Origin of the sequence: uncultured Allobaculum sp. (genome assembly GCF_948576815.1) — a bacterium.
Lineage (GTDB): Bacteria > Bacillota_I > Bacilli_A > Erysipelotrichales > Erysipelotrichaceae > Allobaculum > Allobaculum fili.
This window is the reverse complement of sequence record NZ_CAPAEZ010000040.1, coordinates 1-22,433: the sequence shown is the minus strand read 5'-3', so window position 1 is coordinate 22,433 and position 22,433 is coordinate 1. Positions and strand designations below refer to the sequence as shown.

Below are 22,433 nucleotides of genomic sequence, written 5' to 3'. Positions count from 1 at the left end.
AAACGCCTTAAAATTTCGGGCGCCTTCTGGGCAAAGAAAAAGCCGGCGGCTGAAGCAGCGCCGGCTTTGAAAGGAGCGGGGTGCAAAATGACAGAAGAAGCAGAAAGTATCGAAGAAACGGCCCAGGGTGAAGAAGAGCGGAACGATCCGCTTCAAGATGAACGGACGGCTTTTTTGCCTGGGTCTGCGCGGGTCGATGCGACGCTTTTCGCACAGCCGTCTTCAGCATGAATTTCCTTTCGGATCTGCATCCAGTCCACATGATGGGAGCAGTGCGCGCAGTCTCCGCTGCAGGATGTCTTCTTTTGATGAAGTGCGCACCAGAGTATACAGAATACGATGGCGCCCAATCCAAGCGTCACAATCCAGTCGCCAATGGACATCGTGTTTCTCCTTTCCAGTTTTTAATTAAGCAGGAGCGCATCCCGTTTTCCGTCTTGCCTTCAGGGCAGAGGAGGGGATGCGCTTATTCAGCGTTATCGCTTTTCCAGGGCAATTTCCACAGGAAGCGCCCGATTACGCGCCTCATAGCCTTTTCGAAACAGCAGGTAAATCAGCAGCCCAAGAAGGGCAAAAGCGACAAGGCTGAAGACGTTAAAGGCCACTTCGCCGGTGATCAGGCCGCCGATTTGATACACCATCAGCGCGATGGAATAGGCAAAGACGCACATGTAGCCGATCGATGCGAGCGTCCATTTTGTATTGTTCATTTCGCGCTTGATGGCGCCCATGGCCGCAAAGCAGGGGGCGCAGAGCAGGTTGAAAATCATGAAGCTCCAGGCAGCGAGGGCCGAAAAGTCGGCTGCGATCGCCGTCCAGATTTCCATTCCGTTTTCTGCCACGGGCCCGGCGGAGTACAGCACCCCAAACGTATTGACGACTTCTTCCTTGGCAATGAGGCCGGTAAATGTCGCTACCGTGGCTTTCCAGGCCATGTCTCCGATCCAGCCAAGCGGTGCAAAAATCCAGGCGATCGAACGGCCGATGGACGCCAGCAGGGAAACGTTGTTGTCTTCGACCATGACGAACTGTCCGTTCTCAAAGCCAAAGCTCTGTAAAAACCAGAGCACGATCGCCGAAGCAAGAATCAGCGTACCGGCCCGCTTGATGAAGGACCAGCCCCGCTCCCAGGTCGATGAGAAAATATTGCGCAGCGTCGGCATATGGTAAGCCGGTAGTTCCATGACAAACGGCGCCGGTTCTCCCGCAAACGCCTTGAACTTTTTCAGGATGATTCCGGAGCAGACCACGGCGGCGATGCCGATCACAAATGCGCTCACGGCGATCAGAGAACTCTGGCCGAATACCGCCCCCGCAAACAGGGCGATAATCGGCATTTTGGCTGAACAGGGAATGAAGCCGGTCGTCATGATCGTCATCTTCCGGTCCCGGTCTTGTTCAATCGTACGGCTGGCCATAATGCCCGGAACGCCGCATCCCGTCGCAACCAGCATCGGGATAAAGCTTTTTCCAGACAGACCAAACCGCCGAAACAGGCGGTCCATGATGAACGCCACGCGCGCCATGTAGCCGCAGTCTTCAAGAATGGAAAGCAGGAAAAACAGAACGAGAATCTGCGGCACAAAGCCGAGAACCGCGCCGACGCCGCTGATTATTCCATCCTGAATCAGAGAAGCCAGCACTGGATTGACATGCATCCAGACGAGCAGGTTTTCCACGCCATTTGGAATCCATTCTCCAAAAAGAACGTCATTGACCCAGTCGGTTCCCATAGTACCAATGGAAACCGCCGTACTGCCCATCGCAATCGTATAGATGATATACATGATCAAAATGAAAATGGGAAGCGCGAGCCAGCGGTTCGTCACGATCCGGTCGACCCGGTCGGAGAGGGTAAGATCTGATTTCCGGGCTTTTCGCGTAAAGCAGTCTGTAAGAATTCGAGCAATCGCGTCATACCGCTGAGAGGTGATGATCGATTCGCAGTCATCATCCATTGCCGTTTCGATCTCTTTGCGAATGGCCTGAATCTCTGCCGTCTGTACCTTTGAAAGCTTCAGTTCGTTCAGAACGCGTTCATCGTTTTCGAAGACTTTAACCGCATACCAGAAGCGGGTCTGCGTATCCGTTTTCGGGGCAAGAATCGCTTCGATTTTTTCAAGCGCTGCCTGTACATTCGCGCTGTACAGATCGAGAGGTTCGGGCTGGGAAGGCATTTGATGCAGGAGCTTTGCCAGTTCGTCCAGTCCTTCTTTTTTCAGAGCGGAAATGGCGATTACCGGAATGTGCAGCTTTTGGGAAAGCTTCTGCAGATCGAGCGTGTCGCCGTTGGCCCGGACCAGATCGGCCATGTTAACGGCCAGGATTACCGGAATTCCCAGTTCAAGCAGCTGGGTCGTTAAATACAGATTACGTTCGATACTCGTTCCATCGACAATGTTCAGAAGCAGATCCGGCTTTTCCTGAAGCAGGTAGCTTCGCGAGACGACTTCTTCCAGACTGTAGGGGGAAAGGGAATAAATGCCTGGAAGGTCCTGAAGGCGAATGGAAGAATCGTTTCTGAGCGGACCTTCTTTCTTTTCCACCGTTACGCCAGGCCAGTTGCCGGTGTACTGGCGTGCACCGGTGAGCTGGTTGAATAAAGTCGTTTTGCCGCAGTTGGGATTGCCGGCGAGTGCGATTGTCTTCATGCGTTTTTCTCCTTTCCGCGGGCCCTGTCGGAAATTTCCTCGACTTCGATCATGGCTGCATCGGCTTTTCGCAAAGAGAGCTCATAGCCGCGCACATTCAGTTCCATAGGATCGCCAAGGGGCGCCACTTTTCGAATATAGACGGTCACGCCTTTGGTCAGTCCCATGTCCATAATGCGGCGCTTGACGGGTCCCGTTCCGCAAAGACGAACAATGCGAAGCGTATGACCAGGGGCAAATTCATTCAGAGTCATTGGGGGCATTCCTCCATCAGAATGCGTCTGGCCATCGACGCATCGATCGCCAGACGGGTTCCTTTCACTTCTACAATCAGATTTTCTGCGATTTTCTGACGGACGACGAGTTTCGCCTGCGGAAAAAAGCCAAGCTCGGCAAGCCGGGTACGCATTTTTTCGCCGCCTGTGATCTTGGCGATCTGCAGGGGCGTGTCCTTGTCACAAAGGGATAAAGGCATCATGGATTCTCCTTTCAGCTGGGAATTGCAAGAACGTTCGGCAATAGTTAGGTTTAACTAACAGCGTTTAGTATAAGCTAATTGAAATGTACGTCAAACGGAATTTGTCCAGACTAACTATGTTGAATCCAATTGTGCAAACCGTCTGGTGAAAACGGTCCGACTAGACAAAAGAAAAGCTGTCGGAAGAAAGAACTCTTCCGGCAGCTTTTTGCCCGTATGTTCTGTAAGGACGGTGTGGTCAGTCCTTTGATTTCGTTTCAGGCAGTCCGTCTCTGGATCCGCAGGGATCGAGACGTTCTGCAGACTGGTTTGAAGACAAGAAATACGTCCTGGGTGCATTCCATTCTCTGTTCTGTTTTGCCCGACAGAACGAGAGGGAAGAAGGCATTGAATGGGAGGGATTTCTTCGCAAAACGGATGGACGATCGCCGGTCCCTGCTCTGGCTTGCCCTCCACAACAGGAACGCAAGGATCGATGGGTTGTTAAATCGTACCAGTCAAAGGTTTGTTTCTGGCCAATGCCAGATGGCGTAAATCGGATTCGACGAGAAGCTTTGATTACTTAGGAAGCTTTTCGCTGGATGGAGTCTTGCGCAGAGCGAGCATCGCATGGCTGAGTGCGGCTGCTTTTTCGTCTACGGCTTTCTGACTTGTCGGATGCTCCAGAGCGGCATCAGCAGAGGCTTTGGCGCTGCTGAAGGCGTCTTTGCCTGTGGTGCCAAATTCAGAGAGGTCAAGTTCTGCAGCTTTGGTGCAGGCGGCTTGCAGAAGCGTGAGATCGAATGTTTCCAGCTCATCAACGGTTTCAAGTCCAGCGATGGCGGCTCTCAGGTCTGCAGCGGCTTTGTTTACGTTTTCTGCGGTAGCGTACGTGCCGTTGATGGATTCTGCTGCCGCTTTGGCGCTTTCAAAGGCGCTCCAGGTAGCCTCTGTGTAGTTTTCGCTCTTCAGATCTTTTGCGATGTTGAGCTGTGCGTTCAGTGCATTTCTGGCGCTGCTGATTTCGTCGGCCGCAAAGTCGAGCCAGAGAACAACGTTTTCATTGTCGGCATCCGATGTACCAGCAGACAGCGCTTTGAGTTCGTCAGCGCTCAGGGCTTTAGAGAGAACCTTGTTGTTCGAGAAGCCCATTTCCGACTTGCGGTCTGGCTTGTCGGCCATGTAGCCGATGGATGGGGTCAGCACTTCGCTGACGGATACGCTGCCGTTCACATCGACTGGATCGCCGGTGGCGACGCCGTCGATATAGGCGGTCAGAGTCTGGTTCGTACTGTCGTAAACGGCAGAGATTTCATGCCACTTGTTGAAGAAGCTGTCTTCGACATCATCGCCGCTTGCCTGGTACCATTCACCGTCCGTGGACTTCACGTATGTGTGAACCGCGGTACCGGTTTTGCCGGCATTCTGGTAGAAGCGCAGGCAGAAGGTGTTGTCGCCAAGCGAGAAGATGGTGCTGTATTTCTCGCGTTTATTGCTGCCGGATTCCCAGCTCCCGCTTTCGGAAGACTTGAGGGCTTCTGGAACGTAGAGCCAGCTCGAAACGGTAAAGCTGCCGTTTGCGATGGCGTTCTGAACTTTCTTGTTTGGATCCTTGAGATCCATGCCGCCGATCATGACGGTCTTGCCGTCCATTTCGTCGAGTTCTGCGGTGTGGTTGAGCGGTGTATCCAGATCGTTTGGACCAAGGTCATCGGCCACAGTGGAGGACTGAGAATGGATGGTGATGGATTTCTGTGCGGACAGATCGGTGCCGTTAATCTTGCTGGCCTTGACGATCAGCACGGTACCGTCATCCAGTTTGTTTGCGGTCAGAAGCTGTGCGTTCGCGCCTGTACCGGAAACGAGTGCGCCGCTGATTTCCTTGCCGCTTTCGTCGGTAACGGTCCAGTCGGCAGAGAAGATTTTCGCGTCAGCCGGAGTAACCGACAGAGTGAAGTCCATGGAATTGCCGGCGTCGAGGGTATCGGCATCGGAATTCAGGGCTGCTGCGGTAATGGTCGGGTTTTCATCCGCAGAGAAGAGCGGGGTGTCTTCACTGGTGTTGTCGATCCAGAGGACGGTGGACGCATCGGACGCTTTTGCGGATGCGAGCGTTTCGCCGTTCTTCGCTTCGGAGAAGACTTTTACGGATGCGAACTTGACGTCGCTGTCGCGTCCAGTGGACGGGCAGGCACCCAGGGTGAAGTTGTAGCCGGAATAGTGCGGGTACGCGCCTTCTGTCAGAGTCTTTTCGGCTTTCTTGACGCCGTCGATGTAGACGATGATCTTGTGGGCGTCGGCATCAAAGATGGCCGTGTAGTTGTGCTGCTTGTTGAGCGTGTCGGCTTTTTCAGCATCCGACATCTTGTATTCAATCGGCTGCCAGTCACTACCGTCGTAAATGTGGAAGTCATAATAGCCTTCACGGAAACGCATGGCGAAGGTGTTGTCGCCCATACCGGCAAGCATGTTGTAGTTTTTCCAGATCGTCGGTGCGGCGTCGATGGAAATGGTCCAGGACTGGCCTTCGGTAAAGACGGATTTCCAGGTGTCTTCATGGCCGGTCTGAACGGTTCCGGCGAAGTTATATGCGTCGCCGTTTTTAACAATTTTCGCACTGCCAAGTTCCAGATCGTTATGGTTATTCGACTGGTCTTTGAGGTGCGTGATCTTCGTGCTCATGGCACGGATCTGCTCGACATAGCCTTTTACAAGTTCGGTGCGGTTTTTGTCCGCATTGACAATGTCCGCCTGGGCTTCTGGCATATTGAGCAGCGCATTATAGAGCGTCTCAACATCTTCGAGCTGGCTGTAGGAATACGGAATGAAGGAGTCCGCCTGTTCGATCAGTTCGGCAGCGCGATCGGCATCATGCTTTTCACGGTCGAACGTTTCGATCGTACGATAGCCTGCGGCGGTATCGGTCAGCGACTGATTGTCCATGGCACTTCCTTCCACCGGCAGAATGGTGAATTCCCACTCGTACGCTTTATCGTTGTAGAGCTGGTACTGGCTTAACGTATCTGGTCCGCAAGTCGCACCGCCGGTTCCGCGGCTGCCGTAGTTGACGCCGACCATGGTTTCCTTGCGCGGTTTAAGACCGTACGGGTGATCGGTGGAGTTCAGATCATCCGGTGTGAAGTGCAGAGCCTGCATTTCCAGCGGAGTCGTCGCAACGACAAGCAGGGTATCCTTGCCTTCGCCGGAAAGAGCCATCCAGTTCGTGTCGGTCATCGTTCCGGTGTCGTCGACTTTCAGATACGGGTAGAACAGATCGTCAACGGTCGACTCGTAAATGCCCTGGCGGGCGAACGTCTTGCGGTCGGAGAGGGACTCAACCGGTCCGTTTCCGTACCATTTCACATTTTCATAGCCTTCCGCGGTCGTCATCAGCGAGCCGACGCGCAGGAAGCTGCTCATGCCGCTGTGTGTGGCATCGACTTTCATATCCACTTTGACTGCGCCGTCGCCCAGAATGGTGTACGTCATGACAAGGGACGTATTGCCGACCTGCGGCAGGGTAACGTTCGTGGTAATGACGTCATTATTGTCTGCGTCTTTGGAGGCGGAGATCGAGTCTACACGCAGTTCGTCATCGCCTTTCCACCAGTTCCAGTCAAAGCCGCCCTTATCGTTTTCGAACGTACCGCGCCAGAAGTTGGGTATTGGTCCGGTTTCAAGCATGAGCTTGTCGTTAAAGGTGTAGTTTTTGATGATGCCGGTCGATTTGTCGATTTCAAACGCGTACTTGTCGCCGGCAACGGTGTATTTGTCTTCTCCATCGGTGATGGATGCGGAATCCGAAGCGGCTGCGCGCGTTTTCTGGCCAGCAGAGGTTGGAATGGAAATCTGATCCCAGCAGAGAACGAAATCTTTATCCGCCCATTTTTCCTGGTCTTTTGTGGAAACGTAAAGGTTCAGATAATAATCCGCACCGTCTTTAATGGTCGCTGGCAGTTCGAATGGAACCGAAATGCTGCCGTGGGTCTGCGGTTTTACATCTACGTTCTGTACCGTTCCGGTATTCACAACGATACCGTTTTCGAGAACTTCCCAGGTCACGTTGTATTCGTTCAGATTGGTGAAGCTGGATTCGTTGTAGACGTTGACTTTCTTTGCATCCAGATCGTCGACATCCGCGCTGAACCAGTAGTTCTTGTACTGATTCTTGACTTCCATCAGTTCCGGCTGGGGGTTGCGGTCTGGCGAAACGAGGCCGTTTTCGCAGAACGAGTTGTCGTTTGGACGATCGCCCCAGTCGCCGCCGTAGCCGTAGAACTTGCCTTTGATTTCGTCCTTGTACAGGTTCGTACCATTGGTCTGACCCGACTTTGTGGAGTAGTAATCCCAGGCATCGACCTTGGCTTCGCTGTGATCATCCGCGGCATCCGCCCAGAAGAGAACGGAAGCGTCATCGGACTTGATGGCAGGATTTGCCGAATTCTGTCCGGCAATTTCTGCAGCGGTGAGGGCTTTGTTATAAATACGGCCCATCGCCACTTCACCGTTGAAGTAGCGGCCTTTTACCGTATCCGCGCCGACCTGGATCGCGTGATCCTGCGATTCGATGGATGCGGCAATCGTGCCTTCTTTCAGCAGTTTGCCATCGGCGTAAATTTTCGCCGTGCCGTTATCATACGTAGCGGCAATCTGATGCCAGCTGTTGTTCCAGTTGGCTGGTACGTCGCACTGGATGCCGGACCAGCTGTTTCCGCTCTTGACGAAGAACTCCAGCTTGCCGTCGCCGTTCATTTTCAGCGTGGTCTGATCATCGCCCTTGGACAGGAAGACATCGTCAGCCACAGTGGAATACGGTTTGACGATCGCTTCCAGCGTAAACGCCTTGCCGGAGCCGGAAAGTGCGCTGCCGACTTTGCCGTCAGTATCCGGATAGGAGAGGTAGCCGTTTAAAGACTGTGTAATATGGAACGTTTCGTCTGGCGTTTCGGAAGTGACCCACTCGCCGTTGGCTGTACCGGACAGACCTTTTTTCTCGGTAACGCCATAGCTTACGCCAAGATTTTTCAGATCGACGGCGCGCGACTGGTCCACCCAGTCCCAGATAAAGCCGCCAAGCTGGTTTTCACTGGCGCGGATAGCATCCCAGTATTCTTTCAGGTTGCCGACGGAGCTGCCCATCGCGTGCGCGTATTCGCACATGACGTACGGCATTTTGCCGTCGCCGCCGCGATCCCATACGGTACCCGTGCTCGGGTACATGTTGGAACGCATGTCGGTACCCAGGTTGCCGTCGTTTCCTTCGGAATGAACCGGACGGGTGCTGTCATGATTTTTGAAGTACCAGATCATGTCGCGCTGAAGACCGTTTGCGAAGTTCTTGTCGCTGTTGTAGGTCATTTCGTTGCCGATCGACCAGATGACAATCGCCGGGTTGCTGCGCAGACGCTTAAAGGCGGTTTCGGTACGATCCAGACCGAGTTCGTAGAACCAGCTCTGCTTTTCGGAATCGCCCATGATGGCGTGGCATTCCATGTTCGTTTCGCCCATGAGGTACATGCCCCAGTCGTTGGCGAGCCAGTACAGGTAGTCATCGTTGGAGTAGTGCGAAGTACGAATAGCGTTCAGGTTGTTCTGCTTCATCAGCTTCACATCTTCTTCGATAGCCGCCTGAGGAGTCGCCTTGCCGTGGAACGGGTCGGTGTCGTGGCGGTTGGCGCCTTTCAGCAGCAGACGCTTGCCGTTGATTTTTACCGGATCCCAGTGGGTGGTGGTCACGCGATAGTTTTCATCCACTTCGGTACGGGTGAATTCCACCTGACGGAAACCGAGCTGGGTCGAAACGGTTTCCACTTCTTTACCATTGGCATCTTTAAGGGTGATGACCAGAGCGTAGAGGTTTGGATCTTCTGCGGACCAGAGCTTTGGATTTTTTACAACGGTGCTCAGGGAAACGCTATTGGTCTTTGTGCTGGCCAGTACCGGCACAGAAACTTCTTCATCGGTAAACAGAGCCGTACCGCTTCGATCGTAGGCGGAAGCGGAGAGCGTCCAGCCCTGGCTGACGGTGCTCGACAGGTTGCGGATATCCGCTTCAATGTTCAGAACCGCGTTGGTGTAGGACGCATCGAGAGTTGTCGTGTAGTGATAGTCCTGAATCTGTACGAGCGGTGCGGATGTCAGATAGACATCGCGGAAAATACCGCCGTCATAGATCATGTCCTGGTCTTCAAACCAGGTTCCGTCGCAGAACTTGTGAACTTTGACAGCCAGCAGGTTCTCGCCGTCCATGTTGACGTAGTCGGTGATGTCGAATTTGTGCGGGCTGAAGGTGTCTTCGGAATAGCCGACTTCCTTGCCGTTCACGTAAACGTAGTAGGCGGATTCAACGCCGCGGAAATCGAGGTAAATGCGGCGGTCGCTTCCGCGCAGAGAATCATCAATGGTGAATGTCTTGCGGTACAGGCCGACCGGATTGTAGTTGGTCGGCGCAGCCGGGCAGTCTACATTGGTGTCGTATTTGGACTGCCAGGGCATCTGGGTGTTGGTATAGATCGAGAAATCAAATCCCTGGGTTGTCCAGCTCTGGGGCAGCGTAACGGATTTCCAGTCTTCGCCTTCGCCCTTCTTGAAATCGGTTTTGTAGAAGGCATGATCTTCCGTCATCATTTCATTGGCCAGCGTCTCGTTCTGAACGACGGTCAGATCCCAGTTTTCGTTTTCGCCGGTCAGCATCTGCATTTTCTGAGATTCTTCACGGGCGTTGTAGTTCCATACAGCCTTCTGTGCAGCAGCAGAATTCTGATAGGGGATGATCTGGGTGCTGGCGGCTTCGCGGTTAATGCCGGTTACATCTTCTGCAGCCTGCGCGTTGCCGTCCACATCATCGTAGTGGGTTCCCGTCCACTCCTTGTGAGTGAACTTGGTTTTGTCGACGTTGGCCTTGATGGAATCCGCCGGCGACAAGTTGTCGGACGAAGTGCCTTCCAGGGCAGCGACAGACATCGCCGGGAAGACGGAATACGCCATCGAGGCAGAAACAAGCAGCGATAAAACCTTATGTTTCTTCATTCCAGTTTTCTCCTTTTCTTCGGTGCGCGTCCGCAAGAGACTGGGGGGTCTGTGCAAACGCTTACACTGTTTGGTTTCATCTTATGCCAGATGTTAATTTTTGCAATAGGAGCAAGAAAGAATGTTCGTTTTACTGGAATACATGGACATGTTTTACTTGCGTTTTACTTAAGCGTTTCGAATGTACAATCTGGATATAAACCGTATCCATATAAAAAGTCATTCATAGAGAATGGAGTAGCCAACATTTGCACAAAAAGAAGAGGTTGCACAAACTGGTAACCAATATTTGCCTGACGTTTCGCAAGTATAAAATTTATTAAAAACTTTACTGTCCGATGGGCATGAAATCCGGCTTTTCTTCCATTGAAAAAAACGAATGCTCCTTAAATAAAGGCCTTTTTCTTGTTCCGGACGACGAACCAGATGGCCTTTTGGCAAAACCTGTCAGAAAAACCAGGAAAAAGAAAGAAAGTGCAGAGAAGCCCCGGCTGAATTTACCCGCTCTATTTTCAAAAGGCACCGGCCTGCTATGCTTCGAGTGAAAGAGACGAACGATTCCAGCGTCTGCGACGAAAGAAAAAGGAGGAGTGAAAATGGATGTAAAACGTTCGACAGCCGCAAAGAGCGGTACTTTACAGAACTGGATGTATGATGGCGAGCCCATGAAAAAACGCCTGGAAGCGGCGGCACAGAAGATGCCCCTGTCCCAGACGATGCAGGCGCTTGCGTATATGGAAAAGGCGCATGCTGGTCAGCTTCGAAGGACCGGCAATCCGCAGCAGCCGGTCGTTCCATACGCCATTCACCCGCTGAGTCTGGCGGTGCACGCGCTGGCCCTGGGCATTACGGACGATGACCTTCTGAGTGCCGCACTGCTGCACGATGTGTGCGAAGACTGCGATATTGCCTGCGCGGATCTGCCCTTTTCCAGAAACGTCCAGGAAATCGTATCCCGGCTGACCAAAGATGCCGGCTGCGCTGAGCGGTCCGGAAAAGAAGCTGCACTGGCCGAATATTTTGAAAACCTGCAGGAATCGCCCGAAGCTATGCTGATCAAGCTGCTCGATCGCGTAAACAATCTCGCATCCATGTCCGGCTGCTTTTCGAAAGCGAAGATGCGCGAATATATCGAAGAGAGCGAAAGGCGGATTTTGCCGATGGCCGAACCGATCCGTGCAGCCCGCCCAGAATGGGATGCACCCGTATTTCTTCTCGAATATCAGATGGTCAGCCTGATTACCGCGCTTCGCCCGCTCGTATACGAAAGACTTTGAAATCGAGCGCAGGATGGACATCTTCTCTGAACGCGGAATTTGCGAAAGTATGAATTTGCAAGAACAGGACGATAAGGATACAAAGATGATCAGAATCCACAACCCGGCGAATGGACAGAGCCGGGTTTTCGTATGCCGTTTTTCCGGTTTTCTACCATATATATTTTCTATATACTCTCTAAAATATATTCTCTAAACCCATTCTCGATCCATCCGGTGTTGGAACAGCCCATCTCTCCAGAACCGGGAAACAATCCGCGAATTCCCTCTGGTGCGTTCATAAAAATCGAAAATGAGCGTACACGTAGGGGGATTTTTTAAAAAGCGGCCGATACATACTTCGTTTTTGGGCCGGTCCGCGCGAAAAGCGAAAGAAAGAAAAAAAGTATGCCTAGTGTAACCCCTTTCCCGGGATGTGAAAAAGAAGCGGCTATGTATAATACAAGTTGACACTCTGAAAGGTAAACAGAATAAAAAATGGAAGCTGTTCATATTGAAAATCTGGAGTTCTCCTACGACGGAGCCACTCCGGTACTCAAAGGAATTACTCTCAATATACCCAAAGGAAGCTATACAGCGGTGGTCGGCCATAACGGATCCGGCAAATCCACGCTGGCCAAGCTGATCATTGGTCTGCTCGAACCCGCCGCCGGTACAATCGATGTTCTCGGAACGCGCCTCACGGAAGAAAGCGCCCCCGAAATCCGCGATCACGTCGGCATCGTGTTCCAGAATCCGGACAACCAGTTTATCGGCTCCACTGTAGCCGATGACATTGCCTTTGGTCTGGAAAACCATTGCGTCCCGACCGAACAGATGCAGGGACTGATCGAAGAAAACGCGGCGAAAGTCGGCATGCTCGACTACCTGAACGCGGAACCGACGAATCTTTCCGGCGGACAGAAACAGCGCGTCGCCATCGCGGGCATTCTGGCTATGTCGCCGGACATCCTGATTTTTGACGAATCGACAAGCATGCTGGACCCGCAGGGAAAAGCGAGCGTCAACGCCCAGATCCGCAAGTTAAATAAGGAAAGAAACATCACGATTCTTTCGATTACCCACGATATGGACGAAGCCGCTCAGGCCGAAAACGTGATCGTGCTGGAAAAAGGAAAAGTTGCCGCCCAGGGAACGCCCGCAGAAGTGTTTGAAAACGGGGAAATGATGAAGGATCTGAAACTGGATCTGCCTTTCGCCCTGAAAGCCTCAAAGGCCTTTGAAAAGGCCGGACTGACGGATCATCCGGTGCTTACGCTGGATGAGCTGGTGGAGGACGTATGCCAATTGAAATAAAAGATCTCGAGTACACGTATTCGCAGGGAACACCCTTTGAGCACAAGGCGCTCAAAGGCGTCAACCTGACGATTCCCACCGGCAAGGTGACCGCCATTATCGGTCAGACCGGATCGGGAAAATCCACGCTCGTTCAGCATCTCAACGCGCTGCTCAAGCCGACGAAAGGCAGCGTCGATATCGCCGGCTTTCATATCGATCCGGCGACGAAGCTGACGGATGTCAAAGCTCTGCGCAAAAAAGTCGGTCTGGTGTTCCAGTTTCCGGAATACCAGCTGTTTGAAGAAACGATTGCCAAGGATATCGGCTTCGGGCCGAAAAACTTTGGCTATACGCCCGAGCAGATTCAGGAAGCGGTGCATAAAGTGCTGCCTTTAGTCGGCCTCGACGAATCGTATCTCGAACGCTCCCCGTTCGAACTGTCCGGCGGGCAGAAGCGGCGTGTCGCCATCGCCGGCATTCTCGTTCAGGATCCGGAAGTGCTCGTTCTCGATGAACCGGCTGCCGGTCTGGATCCCCAGTCAGCCAGAGAAATGATGAATCTGTTCATGTCGCTCAACCGCGGGCAGGGAAAGACCATTCTGCTCGTGAGCCACGATATGGAGCACGTCCTGGAATACTGTGATGAAGTCGTCGTCATGAAAGACGGCAAAGTATCCACGCAAATGGAAGTCCACGAATTTTTCAAACATCCCGAACTGCTGCGCGAAATCGATATCAACCCGCCTGGCATTGTTCAGCTCAAGGAAAAGCTGCAGGAAAAAGGCTTTTCTGTTCCGCAGGACAGCTATTCGCTCGATGAAATCGCTCAGGCCCTGAAAGAGCAGGTGAACGCCCATGAATAACATTGCGCTCGGCCGCTATCTGCCGATCGATTCGGTCGTCAGCCGCATGGATCCGCGCTCGAAAATCATGATCCTGCTCATTCTGATGGTGGCGATCTTCATTCCGGCCGGATTCTGGGGCTACATTCCCATCGTTCTCTTTATTATTGCGGCTCTGTATCTTTCCAGGCTGAAGCTGTCCTACGCGCTGCGTTCGCTCAAGCCGATGATGTGGATGATGATTTTCCTGCTCATTATCAACGTCCTTGTTCTGCATACCGGAACGCTGCTCTTTGAATGGGGCTGGTTCAAGATTTATTCCGACGCCCTGATTCAGACGGCTTACGTCATTATCCGACTGATGCTGATGATCATTCTGACGACGATCCTGACCGCCACAACCAAGCCGCTCGACTTGACGCTCGGCATTGAAAAGCTGCTCAAGCCGTTCGAGAAAATCGGTCTGCCGGCGCACATCATCGCCATGATGATTTCCATCGCGCTGCGCTTTATCCCGACGCTGATCGAAGAAACCCAGCGCATCATGAACGCGCAGGCGTCCCGCGGCATCGACATGCAGAACGGCACACTCAAGGAAAAGGTGTCCGCCATTCTGTCTCTGATCGTCCCGCTGTTTGTTTCCGCCTTTGACCGCGCCGATCAGCTCGCCAACGCCATGGAAGCCCGCGGCTACAATCCATCCCGTAAAAGAACGCGCTATAAAGTGCTCAGGATGCACGGCATCGACTACGCGGCGATGGCCATTTCGGTTCTCGTTCTTGCCATCGACATCATTCTGGCCGTTCTTGGAGTGTAGACATGCGCTATAAAGCCATACTGGCATACGACGGCCATCGCTATGGCGGCTTTCAGAAGCAGACCAACGCGACCGGCATTCAGGAAGTCATCGAAAAGGCGCTGGAAAAAATCCTTCATCAGCCGGCGTCCATTACCGCAAGCGGCCGCACGGATGCCGGCGTTCATGCCCTCGGACAGGTATTCCATTTTGACGGCCCCGACAACATTTCGCCTTTGGGCTACTACAACGCGCTCAACACGCTTTTGCCCAAGGACATACGCATTCAGTCCGTCGAAGCGGTGGATGAAGATTTTCATGCCCGCTTTTCGGCGCGCTTCAAGCGATACGACTACGTGATTACCAAGGAAAGAGACAATCCTTTCCTTTATAATTACAGCCATTTCGTATGGCGCGATCTGGATGTCGAACGCATGCGCCAGGGAGCTGCTGTCTTTGAAGGGGAACATGACTTCACGTCCTTTTCCAACGCGCAGATCGACGAGAGAAAACCGCGAACGAAAACGATTTACCGTATCTGCATCCAGGAAGAGCCAAAAGGCCTGCGGCTGATTTTTGTCGGTACCGGCTTTCTGCGCTACCAGGTGCGCATGATGAGCGCCGCTCTCATTGCCCTTGGCGAAGGCCGCATTACGGTCGATGAGCTGAAAGTCATGCTGGAGGCAAAAGACAAGCACGCGTCGCGCTTCAACGCCCCAGCCAAGGCGCTCTATCTCGTTCAGGTCGGCTACACCCAGAATGAACTCGATACTCTGCTCGCTTCTCTGTCCTCGGATCCCGATGGGATCTGAGGGCTTTTTTCGTGAAAACGGTGACCAATGAAAGTCTTCCTTTTCCCTTTAGGCATGGGAGGATTTGCGCAATTTAAAATCGTGGAAAAAACGTCTGGATTTCTTCTCTGTGCCAGGGGATTGGGATTGACTTTGAAAGGTGGAATGCTTAAGATAATCCGTGGCTGTATCCAAGCCTTTGAGCCCCGGTAACGCTCATTGAAACGGAGGAAGCAACATGCGTCAAACAACAATGGCAAAACCTGCTGAAGTAGAACGCACATGGTATGTAATTGACGGCGAAGGCCAGACTCTCGGTCGCCTTGCCACCACTGCAGCCCACGTTCTGCGCGGTAAACATAAACCCACTTACACACCAAACGTGGACTGTGGAGATTATGTAATCATCATCAACGCTGACAAGGTCAACATGACCGGCAACAAGCTTGAAACTGAAAAGTACTACAATCATTCCGGATACTATGGCGGACTGCGTGTACGCACTGCCAAGGAAATGAAGGAAAAATACCCTGTTGAATGGGTTCGCAGAGCTGTACAGGGCATGCTCCCGCACAACCGTCTGGGAGATGTTCAGCGCAAGCACGTTCTGGTTTACGCCGGAAACGAACATCCGCATGCAGCACAGAAACCTGTGGAACTGAAAGTGAAAGGATAGGAGATTAGGAAATGGCAAATAAAGAAAATTTCGTTCAGTATCTCGGTACCGGACGCCGTAAAGAAGCCGTTGCCCGTGTCTTCCTTCGTCCAAATGGAACAGGGAATATCGTAGTCAACGGCAAAGAGCTTAAAGAGTACATGCCTTCTGAATTACTTCAGATGGAAGTTCGTTCCCCTCTTGAACTGACCAACACACTCGACCAGTTCGATGTAATGGTAACCGTTCAGGGCGGCGGCTTCACCGGCCAGGCTGGTGCAATCCGTCACGGAATTACTCGTGCCCTCATGGAAGCTTCGGAAGACTATCGTCCTGCTCTGAAAGCAGCTGGTTATGTAACTCGTGACCCGCGTGCTAAAGAACGTAAGAAATACGGTCTGAAAAAAGCTCGTCGTGCACCGCAGTTCAGCAAGCGTTAATTTTACCAATGTTGCAAATCCTGCAGAAATGCAGGATTTTTTTATGCCCGAATCGCACAGATCCGCGGCGTACGGGCATAGAAAAAAGCCGTGTCGTCCGGGCACGGCTTTTTTACAAAAGGGAAAAAATGTGTCGGCAGACAGCAGCTAGACCATGTAGCCGATGCCTTTGCGGGTAATAATGAAGTCTTCAATGGAAATGGCGGCCAGCTTGCGGCGCAGACGGTTTACGTTGACGGAGAGCGTGTTCTCATCAATGTAGCAGTCGGTTTTCCACAGGGCTTCCATAAGCGTTTCGCGGGCAACGATCTTTTCCTTGTTTTCCATCAGGATCCGCAGGATGCGGGCTTCGTTTTTGGAAAGTTCGATGGATTTGCCCATATAGCTGACTTCATTGCTGCCTAAGTCAAGATGAACGCCATGATGTTCGAGATAGTCGGTATGCTGGGTATAGTCGAACGTCCGGCGAAGCAGCGCCTGGATTTTGGAAACGAGAACCGCGGTATCAAACGGTTTCGTGATGTAATCGTCGGCTCCCTGGTTGATTGCCGTAATGACATTCATGCTTTCATCCGCGCTCGAAAGAAAGATGATGGGAACTGAAGAAAATTTTCGAATTTCACTGGTCCAGTAGAAACCGTTGCGTCCGGGCAGGTTAAGATCCATAAGAATCAGCGCCGGCTTGAGCCGGTCGAATTCTTCGCGGATGTGGTCAAAATCTTTCGCGCAGACCATTTCAAAACCCCAGCTCTGCAAAACAGAGGAGAGGCTCGAGGCCAGGGAGGAGTCATCCTCAACGATCATGATTCGGTACATGCTTTCATTTTAGCGAGCGGCAGGACCAATAACCTGAACAAAAACTGAAATTTCCCTTTCGTTTCTGAAATATAAAATGAACAATCGGCGGTATTTGAGCGCATCTGAGGTCAATTTGGGGTGTAACCGTCTTCAAAAACCGTAAGAAAGCCAAAACGGCTTTTCCGTTTCCCTGAGCAAACCTTCCATCGCACAGGCTGGCGTGCCGCAAAAAAAGAGTCTGCCTCGTCTCTATAAGCAGAGGCAGGCATCCGGGCATAGAGACAAGTGAATCGGATTGGAAATGCCAGAATCAAGATAGAAAATCCGAACGCAGAAGATAACCGGCACAGATGGAAATACCGGACACAGAAAGCCAGTACAGAAAAACCAGAACAGAAAGTACAGAAAGTACACAAAAGGAGAGACAGCCATGAAGATGGACATGCGGCGCAAGGATCGACAGGTACAGGATCCTAAGAAAATCGAAGAATTTCTAAACCGGGCGGACGTTTTGCATCTTGCCCTGGCCGATGAGGAAATTCCGTATATCGTCGCTCTTTCGTATGGCTATGCGCTGGAAAACGGGAAACTGACCTTCTATTTTCACAGCGCCAAAAGCGGACACAAAATCGACTTGATCCACACAAATCCAAATGCCGCCATTCAGATCGACTGTCCCGGGCGGTTTCTGCCTGCGCAAAACGGTAAAGCGTGCACGGCAAGCGTCGCGTTTGACTCGCTTTTTGGACAGGGAAGGATCCGGGAGATCACCGATCCAAAGCAGAAGGAAAACGCACTGTGTGCTCTCATTGCACACTGTCTTCATGAGAGAAACGAAGATAAAAGCGCCTTTTCCTGGGATTTTGATACGACCGTACTCGATCACACCGCCGTCTTTGCGGTAGACGTCCAGCAATATACGGTCAAACATCATGGCTGAATTAAATATAGTCTGTATTGATCTTAAGGAAATCAAAATCATTCCCTGTTTGTAAAAATCGGCAAGCCAAATTCTCAATTATGACAGTGCAAATGGGATTGAGTATACTGAAGCTGGTCCTCTTTTCTGCCATAATTCGTGAAATTCTGCACGACATTGTGAAGACATGGACTTTTTTATCTTTTGCGTTATTCTAGTATACGGTCTAACGAAAAAAGGCCTGAATAAGGTAGAAATCAAACCAGAACACACCATAAGGAAGACATTATGACTAATATTGATCAGCAATCCGTGAATGCAATTCGTATACTGGCCGCCGATGCCATTCAGAAGGCAAATTCCGGCCATCCTGGTGCTCCGCTTGGAACTGCACCAATGATGTATGAGCTTTTCGCTAAACACCTTTCCCACAACCCCCGAAACCCCAAATGGGAAAATCGCGACCGTTTTGTTCTTTCCGGCGGACACGGCTCAGCCGGCCTGTACGCCCTGTTTCATCTCTTCGGCTATGGAATCTCCGCAGAAGATCTCTGCAATTTCCGTCAGCTTAACTCGCTGACACCGGGTCATCCGGAATACGGCCACACCGTTGGCGTTGAATGCACCACCGGCCCTCTGGGCAGCGGTCTTGCCGCTTCGGTTGGCATGGCCATTGCCGAAGAATTCCTGGCTGAAAAATTCAACCGCCCGGGTTTTGATATCATCGATCATTACACATTCGTCGAACTCGGCGACGGCGACATGATGGAAGGCATCTCGCAGGAAGCCCTCTCTCTTGCCGGCACGCTGAAGCTCGACAAGCTGATTCTCCTTTACGACTCCAATAAAATTTCCATCGAAGGCGATACCGATCCGGTATTTGCTGAAGATGTAGACGCCCGCATGAAGAGCCTTGGCTTCTCCACCTGGACGGTAGAAGACGGCAACGATCTCGAAGCGATCGCTAAAGCCATTGAGGAAGCCAAATCCGATCGGGAACATCCTTCCTTTATTACGGTGAAAACCAAAATTGGCTACGGCTCTCCGAAAGAAGGTCTGGCTTCCAGCCACGGCGAACCGCTTGGCGCCGACAATGTAGCTGCTACAAAAGAAAAACTTGGCTGGCCAAGTCAGGAACCGTTCTATGTTCCGACGGAAGTGTATGAAAACTTCACCGAACTGGCTAAACGCGGACAGAGCGAAGAAGACGCGTGGAACGCCCTCTATGCCGCCTATAAGAAAGAGTATCCGGAAGTCGAAGCGGAATACCGCAAGATGCTGGATCAGCAGCCGGATGAAGCTGCGCTGGAAGCAGCCGATCTCTTTGAAGTACCGGAAAAAGCCGAAGCTACCCGCGTTTCTTCCGGACGTATCATCAACAAGCTTAAAGACGTTATGCCTAACCTCATTGGCGGATCCGCTGACCTTGGTCCGTCCAATAAGACCTACATGAACGGCGAAGGCGACTTCGCGCCGGAAAACCGTGGCGGTCGCAACATCCACTTTGGTGTGCGTGAACTCGCTATGGCCGGCATTGCCAACGGTCTGGCTCTGAGCGGTCTGCGCCCGTATGTCGGCACATTCTTCGTCTTCTCGGACTACGCCAAGCCAATGGCCCGTCTGGCTGCACTGATGAACCTGCCGGTAACGTACGTTTACTCGCATGACTCCATCGGTGTCGGCGAAGACGGTCCGACCCATCAGCCAATCGAACATATGGCTTCTTACCGTTCCATTCCAAACATGGTCGTATTCCGCCCGGCGGATGCGAAGGAAACAGCTGCAGGCTGGACGCTGGCCGCAAAACGTACCACCGGTCCTACCGCACTCATTCTGACCCGTCAGAACGTGCCGCAGCTGGAAGAAACGTCGAAGGAAGCCGTCAAAGGCGCCTACATCCTTCGTGACAGCAAAGCCGAACTGCCGCAGGGCATTCTGATCGCTTCCGGTTCGGAAGTGGCTCCGACCCTGAAAGCAGCACAGCTGCTGGAAAAAGAAGGCATCGACGTTCGCGTTGTCAGCATGCCTTCTATGGAACTGTTCGAAATGCAGCCGGAAGACTACCGCGAATCCATTCTGCCGCGCAAAGTCAAAGCCCGTACTGCTGTTGAAGCGTCCAAGGACTTCGGCTGGGGCCGCTACGTTGGTCTCGACGGCGAAGTGGTCGGCATGAAGAGCTTTGGCGTTTCCGCACCAGGAAGCCAGCTGTTTGACTACTTCGGCTTCACTCCGGAAAACATTGCCGAAACGATGAAACGCGTACTCGCCCGCACTGCGGAATAAGTTTCCCATCCGGAACACTCGAACGGAAGACAGATCGATTTCAGAATTGAAATCCAGATTCTCATACAATGAACAAAGAGGCTGTACGAAAAAAATGAATTCGTACAGCCTCTTTTTCATTTGGTGTGATCTGGCGTTCTCTGCTTATAGCCGAATGTTCGCCAGAGAGCATCGTGCGGATTTCCATTTCTTACTTCTTCTTACTTCTCTTACTTCCTTTTGGAAAAGAAGAAAAATTGGATCGGAACAGAAAATCGGTTTCGTTATTTCGCTGCGCCGGACAGCAGCTCCTTCTGCTCATAGCGGATTTCAACTTTTTCAATGCCATCCATCAGCTTTTTGGTCAGCCGGACGTATTCGCCCTCGCTCCGGCTTCGGCTTCTGGCTGCCTTTTGAACATAATCTTCGCAAAGAAGCGTACGAAGCGTATGTTCGAACATGCGAATTTCCTTGATCTGAAACCGTTCTTTGGCCTGTCGGTCCGGCGAGTCGTCCGCATTCAGTTCCAGAATGCGCTTTACCGTATCGTAGGATGCGGTCACAATCGACGGAAAATCGACGATATGAAGCGTATCGGCGGTGAGGAGGTACTGAAAGTTCAGAGGCCGAAAGCGCGCCTGTTCGATCCGGGCCGGACTGAAAATAGGATCTTTCCCCAGGAATTCTCGGACATCTTCCGTATGCAGAGAAGAGGGAAGCAAAATGTGAATTTTCCATGCGCCCTGGGAAATCAGCGCTTCGGCTATGTGCTGATCTTCGGGTTTAAAGATCGGGGGTTCGTCCAGTTTCTCAATCAGACGGAAGACGAAATTGCGCATGTAGGAAACTGCCAGCGCATTGGCCGCTCCGATGACCATCGGCGCCGTCACATCGGTCGTCTGTTCAATGTAATCGTGGATTCCGTCAATCGAACGATTCGTCCGTTCAATGATTTCATGAATCCGTTTTGCGGTCAGCTCCATCTCCTCCGTGTTCCAGGGATCAAACCGAAAAGCCGGCAGTGCGATTCCTCCGTTTACACCGGACAGATCTTCGGGCAGACGGACCGATTCGTCACTGAGCAGGACGACTTTTTCCGGACCGAGGGCCATGACACAGAGACCGATCTCAAAGAGCACGTTGTCCCGCATCGTCTTTTCCCGGATTTCTTCGCCGTTTCGAATGAGTGTCGTTTCATCATGCCCTTCGCAGATCAGAATGGCGTAGTCAAACGACGGAATCTTTTTGATGAGCATCGGCAGAAGCGCGATCTGCTCTTCGTTTACGGCCTGCGCGAACAGATCCCTCCATTCGCTGACCTGATAGTCATATTCTTCCAGGCGGTATTTCAAATGCTGAAGAATACCGCTTTTTTCGGAAAGACCGCTTGAAAACAGAACAATGGAAATGCCGTTCGCAGAATTTGTCATCTTTCCTCCCCGTCTATGCCTTTTCTTCTTTGGACTGTCCTAAAATAGGAATACATTCCCATACAAAAGGCCTGCCTTTATTATAAAGAGATTCCCGGAAGGAAAATCCAGAGGAGGAAAACGGGTACGTTTGCGTGTGCAGTCGGGATTCTTTCCTCACTTTTGCGTCCAGTATTCGGGGTACACCAGACGGCCAGAAAACATGGAGCAGGCCAGAACCCGTATAAAAAGCTAGACACTCATCTAGCTGGAAATCCACATAGAAAGAAGGAAAGAACAGAATATGATCACTTCAAAACCGATGACGCTTGCCGAAGTTTCCGGCATTGTGCTGGAACAGCTGCCCAAAGGCATTCTTCTGACGACGCAGGATGGCGATGTTCGCGATACCATGACGATCGGCTGGGGCGGCCTGGGAACCAACTGGGGAATGGATGTCTTCACCGTGTATGTGCGGGAAAGCCGCTTTACCAAAACGCTTGTCGATGCCAACCCCGTCTTTACGATCAGCTGCCCGATGCCCGGCATGGATGTCCGGTCGATTTTAGGCTTCTGCGGAACGAAATCCGGCCGGGACGTAGACAAGTTCGAAGCCTGCCATCTCCACACCGTTCCGGGCGAGGAAGTGTGTACACCGGCGATTCTGGAGCTGCCGCTGACGATTGAGTGTCAGGTGCTTTACGCCCAGAAGGAAGATCCGGCCAGCATTCCTTCCGAAATCCGGAAGCACTATTATCCAGAAGGGGACAATCATACAATCTATATCGCACACATTAAAGCGGTTTATCTCCTGCAGAACGACGAACAG

The 22,433-nt window shown here is 52.0% G+C and carries 18 protein-coding genes; 11 read left to right on the top strand and 7 right to left on the bottom strand.

The window, feature by feature from the left end:
* Nucleotides 1-152 precede the first annotated feature (152 nt).
* The 5 genes from Q2J39_RS06840 to Q2J39_RS06820 form a co-directional block, all read right to left on the bottom strand.
* On the bottom strand, nucleotides 153-383 hold the full coding sequence (locus Q2J39_RS06840) for a FeoB-associated Cys-rich membrane protein (protein ID WP_288339663.1): 231 nt from the start codon (nucleotides 381-383) through the stop codon (nucleotides 153-155).
* Nucleotides 384-476: 93 nt separating this feature from the next.
* Nucleotides 477-2,651, bottom strand: a complete 2,175-nt coding sequence (feoB, locus tag Q2J39_RS06835; protein WP_288339665.1) for a ferrous iron transport protein B — start codon at nucleotides 2,649-2,651, stop codon at nucleotides 477-479.
* Entirely contained in the window at nucleotides 2,648-2,905 is a 258-nt protein-coding gene (locus Q2J39_RS06830; RefSeq protein ID WP_230268374.1) for a FeoA family protein, read from the bottom strand. The genes feoB and Q2J39_RS06830 overlap by 4 nt, the downstream gene beginning before the upstream one ends.
* Nucleotides 2,902-3,129, bottom strand: coding sequence for a FeoA family protein (locus Q2J39_RS06825; protein ID WP_230268373.1), 228 nt, complete (start codon nucleotides 3,127-3,129; stop codon nucleotides 2,902-2,904). The genes Q2J39_RS06830 and Q2J39_RS06825 overlap by 4 nt, the downstream gene beginning before the upstream one ends.
* A 558-nt stretch (nucleotides 3,130-3,687) precedes the next feature.
* Nucleotides 3,688-10,137, bottom strand: a complete 6,450-nt coding sequence (locus tag Q2J39_RS06820) for a glycoside hydrolase family 2 TIM barrel-domain containing protein (RefSeq protein WP_288339668.1) — start codon at nucleotides 10,135-10,137, stop codon at nucleotides 3,688-3,690.
* A 338-nt stretch (nucleotides 10,138-10,475) separates the two neighbouring features.
* On the opposite strand from Q2J39_RS06820, the gene Q2J39_RS06815 reads away from it, so the two are divergent.
* The 8 genes from Q2J39_RS06815 to rpsI all read left to right on the top strand — a co-directional run bounded on the left by Q2J39_RS06815 (nucleotide 10,476) and on the right by rpsI (nucleotide 16,216).
* Nucleotides 10,476-10,682 (top strand): hypothetical protein, encoded by a 207-nt coding sequence (locus Q2J39_RS06815; protein ID WP_288339670.1) that lies wholly within the window; start codon nucleotides 10,476-10,478, stop codon nucleotides 10,680-10,682.
* A gap of 51 nt (nucleotides 10,683-10,733) precedes the next feature.
* Complete coding sequence (locus Q2J39_RS06810; RefSeq protein WP_288339671.1) at nucleotides 10,734-11,414, top strand: HD domain-containing protein; 681 nt, start codon at nucleotides 10,734-10,736, stop codon at nucleotides 11,412-11,414.
* 477 nt (nucleotides 11,415-11,891) lie between these two features.
* Nucleotides 11,892-12,710 carry an energy-coupling factor transporter ATPase gene (locus Q2J39_RS06805; RefSeq protein WP_230268044.1) on the top strand — a complete coding sequence of 273 codons (819 nt, stop codon included), beginning with the start codon at nucleotides 11,892-11,894 and terminating at the stop codon, nucleotides 12,708-12,710.
* Complete coding sequence (locus Q2J39_RS06800; protein WP_288339673.1) at nucleotides 12,695-13,555, top strand: energy-coupling factor transporter ATPase; 861 nt, start codon at nucleotides 12,695-12,697, stop codon at nucleotides 13,553-13,555. Before Q2J39_RS06805 ends, Q2J39_RS06800 begins: the two co-directional genes overlap by 16 nt.
* Nucleotides 13,548-14,351, top strand: coding sequence for an energy-coupling factor transporter transmembrane protein EcfT (locus Q2J39_RS06795; protein ID WP_230268046.1), 804 nt, complete (start codon nucleotides 13,548-13,550; stop codon nucleotides 14,349-14,351). Before Q2J39_RS06800 ends, Q2J39_RS06795 begins: the two co-directional genes overlap by 8 nt.
* Nucleotides 14,352-14,353: 2 nt before the next feature.
* The gene (gene truA / locus Q2J39_RS06790; protein ID WP_288339677.1) at nucleotides 14,354-15,142 is read left to right on the top strand and encodes a tRNA pseudouridine(38-40) synthase TruA; all 789 of its coding nucleotides are present in this window, start codon (nucleotides 14,354-14,356) and stop codon (nucleotides 15,140-15,142) included.
* Between the two features lie 217 nt (nucleotides 15,143-15,359).
* Nucleotides 15,360-15,797 carry a 50S ribosomal protein L13 gene (gene rplM / locus Q2J39_RS06785; RefSeq protein ID WP_230268048.1) on the top strand — a complete coding sequence of 146 codons (438 nt, stop codon included), beginning with the start codon at nucleotides 15,360-15,362 and terminating at the stop codon, nucleotides 15,795-15,797.
* An 11-nt stretch (nucleotides 15,798-15,808) separates the two neighbouring features.
* Nucleotides 15,809-16,216: a 30S ribosomal protein S9 gene (gene rpsI / locus Q2J39_RS06780; protein ID WP_230268049.1), complete on the top strand. Its 408-nt coding sequence runs from the start codon at nucleotides 15,809-15,811 to the stop codon at nucleotides 16,214-16,216.
* A gap of 147 nt (nucleotides 16,217-16,363) precedes the next feature.
* Here rpsI and Q2J39_RS06775 read toward each other — a convergent pair whose 3' ends face one another.
* Nucleotides 16,364-17,032: a response regulator transcription factor gene (locus tag Q2J39_RS06775; RefSeq protein WP_230268050.1), complete on the bottom strand. Its 669-nt coding sequence runs from the start codon at nucleotides 17,030-17,032 to the stop codon at nucleotides 16,364-16,366.
* A 412-nt stretch (nucleotides 17,033-17,444) separates the two neighbouring features.
* On the opposite strand from Q2J39_RS06775, the gene Q2J39_RS06770 reads away from it, so the two are divergent.
* Nucleotides 17,445-17,954 (top strand): pyridoxamine 5'-phosphate oxidase family protein, encoded by a 510-nt coding sequence (locus Q2J39_RS06770; protein WP_288339680.1) that lies wholly within the window; start codon nucleotides 17,445-17,447, stop codon nucleotides 17,952-17,954.
* A gap of 267 nt (nucleotides 17,955-18,221) precedes the next feature.
* Nucleotides 18,222-20,216: a transketolase gene (gene tkt / locus Q2J39_RS06765; RefSeq protein ID WP_255658318.1), complete on the top strand. Its 1,995-nt coding sequence runs from the start codon at nucleotides 18,222-18,224 to the stop codon at nucleotides 20,214-20,216.
* Between the two features lie 263 nt (nucleotides 20,217-20,479).
* Here the strand turns inward: tkt and Q2J39_RS06760 are convergent, their stop codons facing one another.
* A complete protein-coding gene (locus Q2J39_RS06760) occupies nucleotides 20,480-21,625 on the bottom strand; it encodes a TIR domain-containing protein (protein WP_288339682.1) in 1,146 nt (381 codons plus the stop codon).
* Between the two features lie 283 nt (nucleotides 21,626-21,908).
* Here Q2J39_RS06760 and Q2J39_RS06755 point away from each other — a divergent pair.
* On the top strand, nucleotides 21,909-22,433 hold a 525-nt coding region (locus tag Q2J39_RS06755; protein WP_288339684.1), incomplete at its 3' end, for a flavin reductase family protein.